The 12,301-nt window shown below is 57.6% G+C and carries 17 protein-coding genes; all 17 read right to left on the bottom strand.

What is annotated here, in order from left to right:
- Nucleotides 1-8: 8 nt before the first annotated feature.
- A complete protein-coding gene (locus ACFSR7_RS36265; RefSeq protein WP_378169586.1) occupies nucleotides 9-407 on the bottom strand; it encodes a phage tail fiber protein in 399 nt (132 codons plus the stop codon).
- 12 nt (nucleotides 408-419) lie between these two features.
- Nucleotides 420-962, bottom strand: a complete 543-nt coding sequence (locus ACFSR7_RS36260) for a distal tail protein Dit (protein WP_378169585.1) — start codon at nucleotides 960-962, stop codon at nucleotides 420-422.
- On the bottom strand, nucleotides 959-4,684 hold the full coding sequence (locus ACFSR7_RS36255; protein ID WP_378169584.1) for a hypothetical protein: 3,726 nt from the start codon (nucleotides 4,682-4,684) through the stop codon (nucleotides 959-961). Before ACFSR7_RS36255 ends, ACFSR7_RS36260 begins: the two co-directional genes overlap by 4 nt.
- Nucleotides 4,685-4,691: 7 nt before the next feature.
- On the bottom strand, nucleotides 4,692-4,913 hold the full coding sequence (locus ACFSR7_RS36250) for a hypothetical protein (protein ID WP_378169583.1): 222 nt from the start codon (nucleotides 4,911-4,913) through the stop codon (nucleotides 4,692-4,694).
- Between the two features lie 29 nt (nucleotides 4,914-4,942).
- Nucleotides 4,943-5,377, bottom strand: a complete 435-nt coding sequence (locus tag ACFSR7_RS36245; RefSeq protein ID WP_378169582.1) for a hypothetical protein — start codon at nucleotides 5,375-5,377, stop codon at nucleotides 4,943-4,945.
- 46 nt (nucleotides 5,378-5,423) lie between these two features.
- A complete protein-coding gene (locus ACFSR7_RS36240; protein WP_378169581.1) occupies nucleotides 5,424-5,951 on the bottom strand; it encodes a hypothetical protein in 528 nt (175 codons plus the stop codon).
- A complete protein-coding gene (locus ACFSR7_RS36235; RefSeq protein WP_378169580.1) occupies nucleotides 5,944-6,123 on the bottom strand; it encodes a hypothetical protein in 180 nt (59 codons plus the stop codon). The genes ACFSR7_RS36240 and ACFSR7_RS36235 overlap by 8 nt, the downstream gene beginning before the upstream one ends.
- A gap of 10 nt (nucleotides 6,124-6,133) precedes the next feature.
- Nucleotides 6,134-6,511 (bottom strand): minor capsid protein, encoded by a 378-nt coding sequence (locus tag ACFSR7_RS36230; RefSeq protein WP_378169579.1) that lies wholly within the window; start codon nucleotides 6,509-6,511, stop codon nucleotides 6,134-6,136.
- Nucleotides 6,512-6,916, bottom strand: a complete 405-nt coding sequence (locus ACFSR7_RS36225; protein ID WP_378169578.1) for a hypothetical protein — start codon at nucleotides 6,914-6,916, stop codon at nucleotides 6,512-6,514. It lies immediately after the preceding gene.
- Nucleotides 6,916-7,239, bottom strand: a complete 324-nt coding sequence (locus ACFSR7_RS36220; protein WP_378169577.1) for a hypothetical protein — start codon at nucleotides 7,237-7,239, stop codon at nucleotides 6,916-6,918. The genes ACFSR7_RS36225 and ACFSR7_RS36220 overlap by 1 nt, the downstream gene beginning before the upstream one ends.
- A complete protein-coding gene (locus tag ACFSR7_RS36215) occupies nucleotides 7,236-7,814 on the bottom strand; it encodes a hypothetical protein (RefSeq protein WP_378169576.1) in 579 nt (192 codons plus the stop codon). The genes ACFSR7_RS36220 and ACFSR7_RS36215 overlap by 4 nt, the downstream gene beginning before the upstream one ends.
- 3 nt (nucleotides 7,815-7,817) lie before the next feature.
- Nucleotides 7,818-8,015 carry a hypothetical protein gene (locus tag ACFSR7_RS36210; protein ID WP_378169575.1) on the bottom strand — a complete coding sequence of 66 codons (198 nt, stop codon included), beginning with the start codon at nucleotides 8,013-8,015 and terminating at the stop codon, nucleotides 7,818-7,820.
- Between the two features lie 51 nt (nucleotides 8,016-8,066).
- Nucleotides 8,067-9,353 carry a phage major capsid protein gene (locus ACFSR7_RS36205; protein WP_378169574.1) on the bottom strand — a complete coding sequence of 429 codons (1,287 nt, stop codon included), beginning with the start codon at nucleotides 9,351-9,353 and terminating at the stop codon, nucleotides 8,067-8,069.
- Nucleotides 9,350-10,096: a head maturation protease, ClpP-related gene (locus ACFSR7_RS36200; protein ID WP_378169573.1), complete on the bottom strand. Its 747-nt coding sequence runs from the start codon at nucleotides 10,094-10,096 to the stop codon at nucleotides 9,350-9,352. Before ACFSR7_RS36200 ends, ACFSR7_RS36205 begins: the two co-directional genes overlap by 4 nt.
- A 2-nt stretch (nucleotides 10,097-10,098) precedes the next feature.
- Nucleotides 10,099-11,352 carry a phage portal protein gene (locus ACFSR7_RS36195; protein WP_378169571.1) on the bottom strand — a complete coding sequence of 418 codons (1,254 nt, stop codon included), beginning with the start codon at nucleotides 11,350-11,352 and terminating at the stop codon, nucleotides 10,099-10,101.
- Nucleotides 11,352-11,513, bottom strand: a complete 162-nt coding sequence (locus tag ACFSR7_RS36190) for a hypothetical protein (protein ID WP_378169570.1) — start codon at nucleotides 11,511-11,513, stop codon at nucleotides 11,352-11,354. The genes ACFSR7_RS36195 and ACFSR7_RS36190 overlap by 1 nt, the downstream gene beginning before the upstream one ends.
- Nucleotides 11,510-12,301: terminase TerL endonuclease subunit (locus ACFSR7_RS36185; RefSeq protein ID WP_378169568.1), on the bottom strand; the 792-nt coding region annotated here is incomplete at its 5' end. The genes ACFSR7_RS36185 and ACFSR7_RS36190, both read right to left, overlap by 4 nt.

The following is a 12,301-nucleotide window of genomic DNA, read 5'->3' as shown; positions in this document are numbered from 1 at the left end:
TCACCGCCTTAATAAAGGTTCGCCGAGATGGAATTCGAAAGGTGCTTAAAGATGTCGCCCGTGAGGATGCTTCTCGGATTGTCCAGCGCGGCAAAGTAAAGCAGGTTGCCGCCCGTCGCTGCGTCGCGGATTCCAACGTGCGTAATATTGCCCCAATCGGCTGTGGCGGTCGGGAATGTGACGTCGGCACTGTTCTTGATTGTCTGCTTTCCGCTCACGGCTGCCGGCGCCGCAAAGGCTACCGCCTGACGTGCATAGGCGCCGCCGCTTACCTCAGTGCCTGTGTCCGCCGCTGTCGGGTTGGACGTGTACAGCGCGATATAAACCGTCGTCGGCCGCGTGTAGTTCGTATTGCGGAAAACCTGATTCAGGATGGCGGTTGCAAGGAAATTGCTGATGTTCGCCATAAGGGCACTCTCCTATTCGAGTTGGTATTCGATTGACAGTTTCAATTGGTTAATCGTTGTGGTGCCGGCGTTCGTGATCTCGATCAGGGTCTCCGTCGGCTCTGTTCCATCTGAGAGGATTTGCAGGGTTGTCGGTGATGCCGTGATGGTTGGCGATACGATCTTCTCGGGTCCGTACGCGAACGGATTTGTGCATTTAAGCGTGATTTCCAACGTCCCGTATTCCCCGATCTGATCCGATCCGATCTTCCCAGCGAGCTTGGCGAAATAAAAGCGGTCGGGCATCTCGTCAAATACGAGCGCTCCGGCCGCTAGAGTTGGCTTGAACCAGTTATAAATGCGTTGCCGCTGACGTTCGAATGGCTCGCCGGTCTGCACGATGTCAAGTGACAAGTCGATCTGCCGTTTACCGTAATCGCTCCCGTAGTCATACGCGCCAGGAGCGCCAGCAATGTCGTCCTCGTACTCTCGCAGCTCGGGCGAGCTGATCCGGTACGACAGCAGATTTATGCCCATGTCAGAACTATGCTGCCCGCGGTAGGTAAATCCGTTCATCCGCCGCCGCCTCCCGTCATCGCTTTGCGCAGCACTTCAGCCGCGGCATTCCCGCCCGTGCGCTCGTAGGCTTTCAGGTCGACGCCGTCCTCAATGTTCGCCTCGTTGATCTCTACGCCTACAAAGCGTTCAATGTGGACCTGCCCGGAGCCCGATCCGATCAGGCTCCCGATCTGTTTCGAGGTCAAGACGGGTTCGCCTTGCTGGAGGATTGCGGCGACTTCTCCCGGCAGCAGCATGTCAGGACGAGAAAACTGCATTTCCCCCGCGATGCCGCCTGAATGGTAGATTGCGACGCCGTCCTTCATCCACCTTCCGGTACCGGCATTGTACGTGGCTCCGATCTGCGCGCCGAGCTTCTGGTTTGCCTCCTCGAGGTTCACCCGCTCCGCAGCGCTCGCCGTCTTCCAGGCTTCGGAGTTCGCAACCATCTGATCGATCACCGACAGTATGCCATTACCGCCCGAACCGGTCGCGGCCGGCAGGCCGGCAAGGTCCGCCTTGAGCTTCGCCATTTCCTCTTTAATCTTGGTGTTCGTAGAGACAAACGATTTCAAGCGGTCATCGTCCGAAAGCTTGTACAGCTCCGTTAGGTCTCCGGTCAAATCGCTTGTCGCCGCCTTGAGGTCACTGTACCAGGACTCGACGTCCTTCTTCTGCTTGTCGATGGCGCTGAGCTTTTCGTCCCGTTCGTCATCAAGCGCGGACTTCTGGTCCTCAAGGTCCATCTGACGCAGCTTTTCCTGCAACTCCTGGTACGTCTTCTGACCCTTCTCGCTCGTCGCAAGCCGATACTTCTCCATTTCAGCTAGGAGATTCTGCCGCTCCCGCAGCCGCTCGCCGTCGTCGATGGCCTTTTCTTTGTCCGAATAAAACTTCTCGATTTCCGCTCGCCGCACGTCTAGCGCATCGATCTCGGCTTCCTTCTGCTTCTCAATGGAGTCAAGCGTCGCCTTCGCCGATTCCTTGGCCGCCTTCTCCCGGGCCTCCGCGGCTTCCTGCTCGGCTTTTGCCGTCGCCTTCATGATGGAAACCTTGGCGTTATAGACCTGCGTGTCGGCCTGCTTGTAAAATTCCGAATCCTTCGCGTATCGATTGCGGACCCGTGTCCAGGCGTCCAGCTTCATACGCGTGATTTCGTCTTCGGATTTACCGGCCAGCGTCATGCGGCGTTCTTCCTGCTCAATCCATTCCTGAGAAGCTGTGAAGCGCGCTTTCGATTCCTCGGCAAGCTTCTTTTGATCGTCCTCGGCTTTCTTTTTGGCGTCGTCGGCCATCTGGTCTTTCAGTTTCTTGATTCTGACCTCGACGTCCATGCGGATATCCGCGTTCTTCTTGTAACGCTCCTCCAGCTTCTTCAGGGCATCAAGCTCCTGCTTTTCGCTCATTTGATTTAAATCCCGCTTGTACTGAATGTATTTGAGCGATGCTTGATATTGCTCCTGCTGGATCTGCTCGGCCGTCTTCTGCTTCTTCTCCTTGTCCTTCTTTCCGTCCGCTGCAGCCGTCTCATCCGCCTTTGTCCCGAGGATAGAGTCCCAGTTATCTGTTGCAATATCCTGTATGAGTTTGGATGCATCATTAACGGCCTTCTGACCGTTATTGATTTGGTCCTGCAGCGCATCCTTTGTATTTTTGAGGGCTGCGTCGGCCATTTCGCTATTAATCTTTTGCAGCCAATCAGGCACAAAGGAAGGCGTCTCCGGCTTGGCCCCGTTTTCGATTTTTTCAATCGTCGCCATGCTGTCCTTGGCGATCTTAATGCGCGCTTCCGCTTCGGTCTTTGCGATGTTCAAGGCCTTGATTGAAGCTTCCCCGGCGGCCGCGACGCGACTCTTCTCTCCGGTGATATAGCCCTTCAAGGCATCGGTATTTTTAATGTGCCATTGATTTTCCTTGTCCAGTTCAATGATCAGATCCGGGTATTGCTCTTTCAGCTTCTTAACAACGGTTTCGAGTTGCATCTTTTGATCCGTCGTTAGTTTTTCATTCTTGGATAGCTTTTCGTATTGAGAGTTCAAGGATTGTAATTCTTTAATGCTTTTGGCGTCGGCAATGACATTCTTCATCTTCTGGCGTTCGAGCTCAACCAAAGCTCCCGTCGCTTCACCTGCTGCCGCTTCCATTCGTTCAATAACCTTTGGCGCATCGTCAGGCGTGTTAATGCCCAGCTTTGACAACTGGCCGTCAAGGTCTTTCAGTTTCCCTTGAACGTCCCCCACCTGGCGGTTGAGGTTATTTAATGCCCCGTTGTCGCCTGCTGCGTAAGCCTCTTTCTGCTGTTTTTGAAGGGCTTGGAGTTGATTCTCGAGCGAGATCCGTTGGTCGAGTAAATCGTTTATCTTGTCGATATCGTCTTGCATGTTTTTCAAATCCTCGGCCGACCGGTTTAAAGGCGACTCTCCAAGCTTTTGATTGAGCTCGTCTTGGTTCTGCGCAAACTTCCAAACCGATTCAGAGGTGGCGTCTGCTGCTGCCTTGTAGGCGGTAACGCCGAGGGCGACGGCGGCGACGGCGGCGATGGCCCACCCAATCGGCCCCATTGAAATGTTAAGCGCAACGAACGCAGCCCGAAGTGCGGCAATGACGGCAATAAGCGACGTGGCGGCGGTAATTAACCCTGTGACTGCTACGGCTGATGCTGCGAGCCCTGCAACAACATCCCTATGACTTTCCGCCCAAGCAGCAAAATCTTTGACGAGCGGCATAATCGCGTCGATCAGTTTCGCAAGGACCGGAAGGAACGCCTCACCCAGTTCAGCACGCGCGGTCTGAATCGTCTGGTTGAATTGCGCCTGCTTGCCGTTGTACCCTTCCATGGCTGTAGCGGCGTTGCCGGCGAAGATTGCGCCGTCCTCCATAAAGCCGTTATAGGCGGCCTGGATCTTCTGCGCGTCGGTCAGCTTGCCGGCCGTCGTACCGATAGACTTCGCATAACGGTCGTACATGACGCTCAGGTTCGTTGTAACGCCGACGGCGTCGGTGAGGGTACTGTTGCCCTGTTTGATGCCCTGGAGCGTCACAACGACCGCCTCGCCCCATCCATAGTTGGCCTGACGGTTATAGGCTGCGGCATCGCCCAGGCGCGTAATGAGGTCGCGCGTTTGCTCAAGGTTAAGGCCCGAGGCGAGCGCCGTTTTGACGGCTTCCGACGCTTCGGCCACACTCATAAACCCTTTGCTCGCCAGCTCTTCGACAAGGCCTGTCGACTTCTCTACGTTGACGTTCAGCGCCTTCGATACTTGGATCAAGCCTTGATAGGAGTTCGCCATACCGTTCGCTTCGTCGGCAAGGCTCTTGATCGTCCGCACGAGGCCCGTCAAGACGCCCGCGGCACCGACGGCGGTCAGTGCAGCATGCAGCGCGTCAACCTTGTTTTCCGCCTTGTCCGTCTCGTCCTTGACTTCCGTCATCTTGGCTTTAAGCTTGGCGATCTGGTCATCCGTAGCGCCCACCCTGCGAAGCTGCGCCTCTAAGTGTTTGAGCTGCTGCTCGAGCACGTCCGGACGCATGTCGCGCAGTTCTTGCTGCACTTTGCGGACTTCCTTGCCGCTCAACCCGACATCGTAAAGCGTTTTGGTTATCTGCTTGAAGTCCTGATTAACCCGGCGCGCCTCGTTAGCCGATTCATTCAGGCTTTGCTTTGCCTTTTGCAAGCCTTGTTGGAATCCGCTCGCATCAAGCTCCATGCGCGCCCGGATTGCGCCGACTTCCGTTGCCATCTCCCCATCACCCCCCGTCTATGCGCCGGCGCAGCGCAGACAGCGCGGACCGGTCGAATTCGTTGTCGTCTTGCTCCTCGGTAGATGCCGCCAGACGCTCCGCGAATGCCTTGTATCCCTCGTCATCCATGCCGCGGCTGCCGACCGCAAGCAGCAGCGTTAACTGCTCCTGCATGGCTACGCGCTCGCGACGTGCCACCTTGTGCAAAAGCATGGGCAGGTCGACCATGTAATAGCCGTCTTCAAGCTCGCGCTGCGTTACGCCAAGTCGGATTGTACATTCGAGGAGCCATTCGGAGAGGCTGATACTTCGGCCGCGCTCGGCGCCTTCCACTTCCCGAGCACGCCGCGGAACTTTTTTGCGGCATCTTGAAGGTTGTTTTTGCTGGCCGTCGACGAAAGGAACGCAATCAGCTCGTCGTGCGTGACGTTCGCTTCGATCCATTCCGGCTCCAGCTCCGTCAAGACGGCCGTCAGGCGCACGACCTCGTCGAGCGTCATGCCCAAAGCCGCGACGACCGTCGCCGTAAAGTCAGGCGTATTGCGTGCTGATAATAGGCTAATGATGATTTGCGGCAGCGTCTCAATCTGTTCGAAGAGCGCCCGCCACTTGGCAATCGTGAGCTTGGGGATCGGTACTTGCCGGCCGCCGAATGCGACTTGATCGATGGTGCTTTTTTTGAAGCCGAGCATAAAATCCCTCCCAAAATAGGAAAGGAGCCCCGCAGGGCTCCGTAGATTAGGCGTCCGGGTCACCAAAGCCGATCAATCGGCCGGTAGCGTCCGGGAATGCCGCGAACGTGATATTGGTGACGAGCTCGCTCTCGAAGTTATAGCGATAGTTCAGGTTGACCTGCGGCGCCGCATTGAATAGCGTGACCGTGTCGTCAGGCGTCGAGCCTTCCGCGAGCGGTTCGATACGAACTTCCTTCGCCACCGTGAACAGGTCAATTACTTTGTCGGCAAAGACGTCGACGCGCTTCTTCGTTGGCGTGCTGCTGTTCGTAACCGTCACGGCACCGGCGATAACCTGTTGTAGCCGTGCATTGTCCTTCTCCAGTGCCGGCACCTCGACCGTTGCGCTCCGGCCGGTGATGATGCGTTTGATCGGCGTGGATCCGTATTGGTCCGCGTTCACATCCCGGGTCGTCTCCGAATACGTCAGAACGACACCGCCCTGCGTGAGCTCGATTACAATGGGCGTCGTGCCCTCCGGGTCAAAAGTTACCTTGCAGGGTCCGAGCTTTACCTTCGTCAAATCAGCCATGCTGATCGTCCTCCTTCACAATTTGAATGACTCCCGCTTCCTCGAGGCTCGCGGCTACGGTCGGCGCGCATGAAAATGTATCGCCTGCGCGCTTCAGATCGGGCTGCTTGCCCGTCCCGAGGTTGACGGCTTGTCCCGGCAATACCTGGACCGTTTGCTTCTTGGCGGTCATGTGCTTCACCTCACGATTGCATGATAAGGTCAAAATTAACGCTATAGATCGGGCGTCCGTTCTCGTCCTGGCCGAGGTAAAACGGCGTGGACTGGTCCGCGGTGCAATGCACGACGCGCCAGCCTGACACCTTAAATTCGGTCAAGTTGTGCAGTTTGGACAAGAGCGACCATGCGACCGACTCGGCTGCACCATCGCCCTTCGGCGCCCCGCGCACAAGGACCTGAAATGCCGGCTGTACCTTGTTGCTCCATTGGTCCGGCGCGACGCCGCCGGTCAAGCGCACGATGCCCGCCGCGTCCGGGTGATCGGTTCGGAACTCGTTGCCGTAGTATGCATATGGCACGAGCAGCCGAATCCAATTGATGAGATCGACCGTCGTCAGCATCTACCGCAGCTCCTTTGCAATTTCTTGGGCGAGCATTTGCTCGTACTTGGCGGATCGTGCTTTAAGCGGTCGGCTCAAGAACTTCGGGCCGGTGCCGGGCGTCGTCGGGTCTTTGATCTTCGGCATCTCGTGGAGATGAAGGGCGTAATCGTAGCCCCATCCGCTTTTGCTGGTACTGATCGCCCGATACGACACCGTTCCCACCACGCGTCCGCGGGAGGTCGTGACCGCGATGGAAACATGAGACCGGAGGTTCCCCGTCAGCTTCGGCGCCCTCCGGTTCGACTCTTCCTTCAGGTCTTCCATGATAAGCGTCATCCCGCGCTCGGCGCCCTGCATGGCCCGGTCGCCGGCAAAGTCCATGCCCTTGAACACATCCGCGATGTCGATAGAAAATTCGTCCATCAGCAATTCACCGCCAGCATCAAGGCCATGCCGACATTGTTGCGCAGCAGCTCGACGGATATCGGGCTGCGCCGCGCCAATACGCCGGCGCCGGTCTGATATTCGACCTCGTCCGTATGCGGCACGGTCGCCCACGCCGGGAAGTAAAATTGTACCGACGATACAACTTCTTGACCGCGGGAGTCCTTCACGACCTTGCTCGTTTCATCGATCCGGCATGGCAGCGTTACGGTTTCGCCGTCCGGCACGTTTCCGAATGGGTCGATGTCGGCCGGGTCCGTGCTCTTTCGAATGACCGTTGCCCGATCAGGAAAGTGCATCATACCCGGTCACTCCTCTTATAGGGACCGATCAGCGCTTCAACCACCGGCGGCAGCCCGCCAGCTCGTCCCTTCGAGTACGTGACCGAATAAGAGTTTCCCAGGCGCTCCGAATCCTTGCCCCACTCGCCTGCGTAGATCATGCGCGACAAGATGATGGCGGCGCGCTCGATAGGCGTCGGCAGCGGTTCAGGCTCCGGGTCTGCATCGTCTGGCGCGGTCTCGCCGGGCAGCAAGTAGCCCGCCGTTACCGTAAGCCGTACATTGCGCTCGCCGCTATCCCATCCGCCTGCGCGGTAAAGCATGCCCGCGGACGCCACGACCTCGTAGCCCTCAACGTCGCTGTCGCCGACCTTGGCGCCGGAGACGGCCAGAATCGGATAGGATCGCGTACGCAGGTACTTCGTCCCGCTGCCGTCCAGGACCTCGGATCGCTCGCCATACCCGAGCTTTTGCCCTAACTCCTGTTCGATCCGCGTCGAGGCTGCAGCCAGCACGGCCGATAACTCCTCATCCTGGTCCGTAATGCCGGCAGGGATCAGCAGCGCGCGTTTAACTGCGTCGAGCGTCGCGAGCATGCGTTATTCCTCCTTGTCGGCCTCTGCCGCCTTCTTGGCTGCATCAAGCTCGGCCTTGGTCGCTTCGTCGCCGATAACGTCGGCAGCGACAAGGATGGCGGCGCGCTTGTCATCGGCCTCAATAAAGTCGCCGGGTAAGATGGTCTCGCCGGTTTCACGGTCCACGAATTCATTAGTCACGTGATAGAATTTTTTAGCCAAGTCGTTCACCCCTTCATGAATAGTACAAAGGGGCCTTGCGGCCCCGCTGTCTTATACGGACGGTGCGCCCAGAACAACGTAAGGGCTTGCCGTCGTCACGCCGTCTTCGAGCGTTAGCGGCGTCTCGACCCACGGCTTTCCGTCGACGTTCCAGAAGCACTTTACGACCGTTTTGTTATTGAGGAATTCGACGTGCTCGGAAGCTACGATGAACGGTCCGGATCCGTCTTTGATGAGATAGTACGACAGATCGAGAAGCGCCACGTCGCCGACTTGGCCGAGCGGTCCCGTCTTGCCGGTGAATCGAATCGGAATGCCCATGAGCGTCGACGCGATTCCCTTCGTGGCGTCGCCTTGGATGAAGATATAATTTCCGTTCGGATCTTGCAGCGTCATGATCTGCGGCAGCGCGCTTTGAGCGACGACCCATACGGCGTTTTCGACCGCATCCGGCAGGAACCGGGCGCGCATGTTAACCAGATCCAAATAGCTGATCTTGTTCGCCGTTGCGCGGTTGATGACGATGCGGCCGGCAGCATTGATGGCGCCGTAAGGCTTGCCCGTTCCGTTGCCCTTCAGGAAAGCCAGGTCTTCCGCCGCGACCATCGCTTGCGAGAGCAGGTTGCGAATGAAAGAAGATGCTGCTCCCCAGTTGCGCAGCAGTTTGTCCGTGACGACGATGTGCGCGGCTGCTTCGTGCGGCTCGAGGGTGACTTCTCCCAGCTCCGCGTTCGTCTTCGGCTTGGCGCCACCTTCCGCGATCCACGAAACGGCAGCCCCGCCGTAAACGCCGGACGTACCTTGGATGAACGACGGAATCGTGATCTTTGCATCAGGCGGCGAACCGGCCGGGATGACCTGTGCCCGCGGACGAACGATCGATTGCTCAGCGCGCAGGCGCAGCAGGTCTTCGCGGAACTGTTCAGGCACCGCGAAGCCGCCTTCGGAGCCCGTGCCCATGGAAAGGTCGTTGCGGATCGCCTGGAGACGGCCCTTGTCGTCGCCGAAGCGAACGGCATTCACGAACTCGCCGAAGGAGTCGAACCCGTAATTCTCCTTCTTGTCCGACGGTGCGGCACCGGGCAGCGCGGCGCGGAAAGGGCGTTCTTCCTCGTCGTCGAGATCCTTGGAACGAGCAGCGAAGTTCGCCTCGCGGCCGTTTTGCTTCTTCTTCGCCTCGATCTTGTTTTCAAGGTCGCCGATTTCGCCGTCCAGCTTTTCGAACTCGGTTTCCTCCTCGGCCGTCAGCTCCCGGCCCTCGTCCTTGGCAGCCTTCAGGATTTCTCCTTGGCGGTTCAGCTTGGCCGCGCGGGCCTGGAGCATTTGTTGGAGCGTCATTGAACATACTTCCTTTCGTTGTGGGAGTGAATGCGTTGATATAAAGAAAGCGGCGCCTTTGGCGTCCGCTCTGCTTCTGGTGTTTTGCCATTCGGCACAGATTGACCGGGCGGCTCATTGCGCTTTGCCGCCATCAGCTCGTTTCGCACCTTGTCGATAACCGCGCGCGGCAACATTTGCGGGCCGCCGGCGCTCGCGACCATGGACAGCGCCTTTTGGTCGTCGAACATGATGCCGTTGACGAATTTTTGATCGAGCGCCTGTTGAGCATTCAACCATGTTTCCTTATTCATCATGCGCAGCAGCTCGTCCAAAGGCATTCCGCTTTTAAGGGCGTAGGCATTGGCTATCGACGTGTTGTAATTCTTCAGCACTTCGGCTTCGTGCGCCATGTCCCGGTAATCGCCCATCGCAAACGACGATACGTTATGAATCATAATTTGAGCCGTCGGGGCTATCAGTAAATTCTTGAGACCCATGGCCGCCACGCTCGCCGCGCTGGCCGCGATGCCGACGATCTTCCCCGTCGTTTCCCCGCTGTACTCCTGAAAGGCGGTATAAATCTCGGAGCCGGCGTACACATCACCGCCCGGGGAGTTAATATAGACTTCCACCGGCTCGCCGCCTGCCTGCTCCAACTGCTCGACTACGCGATTCGGGCTCGTTGCCTCGACGCCAAACCATTCGTAAATCTCGATATCGTCGTTGGATACGATAACGCCCTTTAAATTGACCTTCGGCATGCTTATTTTCCACCCCCCTTCGCGGGCTCAGTAGGATCGTTCAGACTGCCGGCTTCGTCGGTCGGAACCATGTTGCCGTTTACGAGATAGCGCTCGCCGCTGCCGTCTTCAATCGGGTTCATTTCTTCCTTTTCGCGCCATTCGTCCGCGTTGATGATGCCGTTTTGCCGCTGGATATTGAGCCCTTCTTGGCGGCTCTTGTAGTCGCCACGCTGCAGCCCGTCAAGATTGAACTTCACGTAATAGCCGGCCGCCCGCTCCTCCGGCGTGAAAAGCTTCATGTTGCACGCCTGCTCGATCCGGGTTAGGTAAGGCAGCAACGAAAACTGAATGAATTCCAAGTTCTGCTGCTCGATGTTGTTGTTTGTGCTGCGCTCGAGGTTCGCAATCATGTGCGGAGGCACGCGAAAGAGGCCGCATAGCTCGTCCCGGTTGAGCTTCCGCGTCTCGATGAACTGCGCATCGACGAACGTCAGCGGGAACCGTGCGAACTTGCCGCCCTCTTCCAGAATGATCGGTTTCCATGAGTTGGCGAGCCCTTCGCCCTTTTCCTCGATCCATGCTTTGAGCCGGTTATAGGCATCCTCCGACATGGCATTCGGAAACTCGACAGCGCTGCCGATGTTCATCCCATTCCCGTAGAACCGGGCTGTGAACTCCGACGCCGCCATGCCGAGCCCGACAGCTTCACGTGCCATTTGAATCGGCGAGTAACCCATGAGGCCGTCGAACCCGAACCCCGGCACATGAAGTACTTTCTCGGCCGGCAGCGTCTCGACTTTGCCGCGGTCGTTGAGATCATACTCGAGCGCATTGGTCTGCTTGTTACGGACCGGGCGGCAATCATACCAGGGCACCGGATAAAGCTCGGCGACCTGTCCGCGACGGTTAAGCGTCTTGATCGAATAGCAGTTTCCCGAGCTCGCGAGCTGCCCGACCTGACTCTCCCGCCAGCTTTGGGAGGTCATTTCGTCATTCGGCGCATCATGCAGCAATGCAAAAACCGGATGGTCCTCTGCCCTGTCCTGCCCTTTGCCGTTGCTCCTCCGCTTATAAACGTGCAGCGGCAGCGCGCCGACGCCTTCGGCTAGTACCCGAATGCAGCTAAAAACGGTGATGAACCGCATTGCCGAGTCCTCGCTAACCGATACGCCCGAGAGCGTGCTCCCGCGCCCGCGCATGAATAGCGAGTGCTCGAAGTCCTCCAGGGAATATGCTGACTTTCCTCCTCTGACTAACCTTGAAATAACACCCATCAGCCTGACCTCCTCCGCGGCAGCCCAAGCCACATCAGCAGCCCGCCGCCGATGATGAGCGCCGCTGGCGGATAGATCCACCAAACGCCCGCTACGAAGGCGCTAAAGCCAGCCACCAAAAAGCTTTCACGTACCGCCTCATCCTTCTGATCTTTGCTCAAAGCTGTCTCACCCCTCGCGTTTCGTATGTGGACCGCTTGTCCTTGTTCGCCATCGTCAGTTTGTGCGCGTCGATAATGGCGTCGACCGGGTCAATCCGCTTCGTCTTGGCGTGCTTCTCGACCTTGATCTCCCCGAAGCTATTACTAACCGTCTTGGCGTGCGCCATCGACCACGTTAGGAGCTTGTTGCGCCGGTCGTAGATGACGTTCCGCGCTTCCACCTCGAGCCGGAAGTCGATGGTCGCGTCGTTTAGGCTCTTGGCCGATTGGACGATCTCGACACAATCGACGCCGAACTCTTCCAGGTCAGACAAAAAGGCATCCGCGTTGTGTGGATCGTACGCGATGCCCTTCAGCTTCAAGTTATATTTTTTGATGAGATCCCGGTAATAACGGATGATGTACTTGTAATCGGTCTTGACCCCGCCCATGGTCTCCGTGACCGTCAGCAGCTTGTCGGCGAGCCACATGTCATAAGGCGCGTTGTCCGTCTTGACGTGCTCAGCTAGCCGCGCCGCCGGGATGAAGCTGTGCGAGTCGATGAAATATTTCCGCTCTCCGTCCACTTCGAACGGGAATTCGAGTGCGCCGGAGGTCAAGTCTCCACCGCTCGAAAGGTCAAGCCCGAGATAGCATTCACGTCCGGCCATGTCTTCAATCGTGGTATCGCTGGCGCAATCTTTCCAATGGGCCATGTCCATGTAGCCGTTCTCTGTGAACTGCACCCACCGGTTGAGCCCCTTCGTCAGGAAGTCCCGCAGCTCCTCGCCCTGCATGGCCTTTGCTTT

The organism is Cohnella sp. GCM10020058, from assembly GCF_042683485.1.
Classification (GTDB): Bacteria; Bacillota; Bacilli; order Paenibacillales; family Paenibacillaceae; genus Cohnella.
This window is presented reverse-complemented; position numbering and strand designations above follow the sequence as displayed.

Excerpts from the sequence above, each read along its gene's own strand:
- ACFSR7_RS36255 (WP_378169584.1), bottom strand. The coding sequence starts at position 4,684 with ATGGCAACGGAAGTCGGCGCAATCCGGGCGCGCATGGAGCTTGATGCG.
- ACFSR7_RS36200 (WP_378169573.1), bottom strand. The coding sequence starts at position 10,096 with ATGCCGAAGGTCAATTTAAAGGGCGTTATCGTATCCAACGACGATATC.
- ACFSR7_RS36195 (WP_378169571.1), bottom strand. The coding sequence starts at position 11,352 with ATGGGTGTTATTTCAAGGTTAGTCAGAGGAGGAAAGTCAGCATATTCC.
- ACFSR7_RS36240 (WP_378169581.1), bottom strand. The coding sequence starts at position 5,951 with ATGGCTGATTTGACGAAGGTAAAGCTCGGACCCTGCAAGGTAACTTTT.
- ACFSR7_RS36230 (WP_378169579.1), bottom strand. The coding sequence starts at position 6,511 with ATGCTGACGACGGTCGATCTCATCAATTGGATTCGGCTGCTCGTGCCA.
- ACFSR7_RS36250 (WP_378169583.1), bottom strand. The coding sequence starts at position 4,913 with ATGGTCGACCTGCCCATGCTTTTGCACAAGGTGGCACGTCGCGAGCGC.
- ACFSR7_RS36225 (WP_378169578.1), bottom strand. The coding sequence starts at position 6,916 with ATGGACGAATTTTCTATCGACATCGCGGATGTGTTCAAGGGCATGGAC.
- ACFSR7_RS36220 (WP_378169577.1), bottom strand. The coding sequence starts at position 7,239 with ATGATGCACTTTCCTGATCGGGCAACGGTCATTCGAAAGAGCACGGAC.
- ACFSR7_RS36265 (WP_378169586.1), bottom strand. The coding sequence starts at position 407 with ATGGCGAACATCAGCAATTTCCTTGCAACCGCCATCCTGAATCAGGTT.
- ACFSR7_RS36235 (WP_378169580.1), bottom strand. The coding sequence starts at position 6,123 with ATGACCGCCAAGAAGCAAACGGTCCAGGTATTGCCGGGACAAGCCGTC.
- ACFSR7_RS36260 (WP_378169585.1), bottom strand. The coding sequence starts at position 962 with ATGAACGGATTTACCTACCGCGGGCAGCATAGTTCTGACATGGGCATA.
- ACFSR7_RS36205 (WP_378169574.1), bottom strand. The coding sequence starts at position 9,353 with ATGACGCTCCAACAAATGCTCCAGGCCCGCGCGGCCAAGCTGAACCGC.
- ACFSR7_RS36215 (WP_378169576.1), bottom strand. The coding sequence starts at position 7,814 with ATGCTCGCGACGCTCGACGCAGTTAAACGCGCGCTGCTGATCCCTGCC.
- ACFSR7_RS36245 (WP_378169582.1), bottom strand. The coding sequence starts at position 5,377 with ATGCTCGGCTTCAAAAAAAGCACCATCGATCAAGTCGCATTCGGCGGC.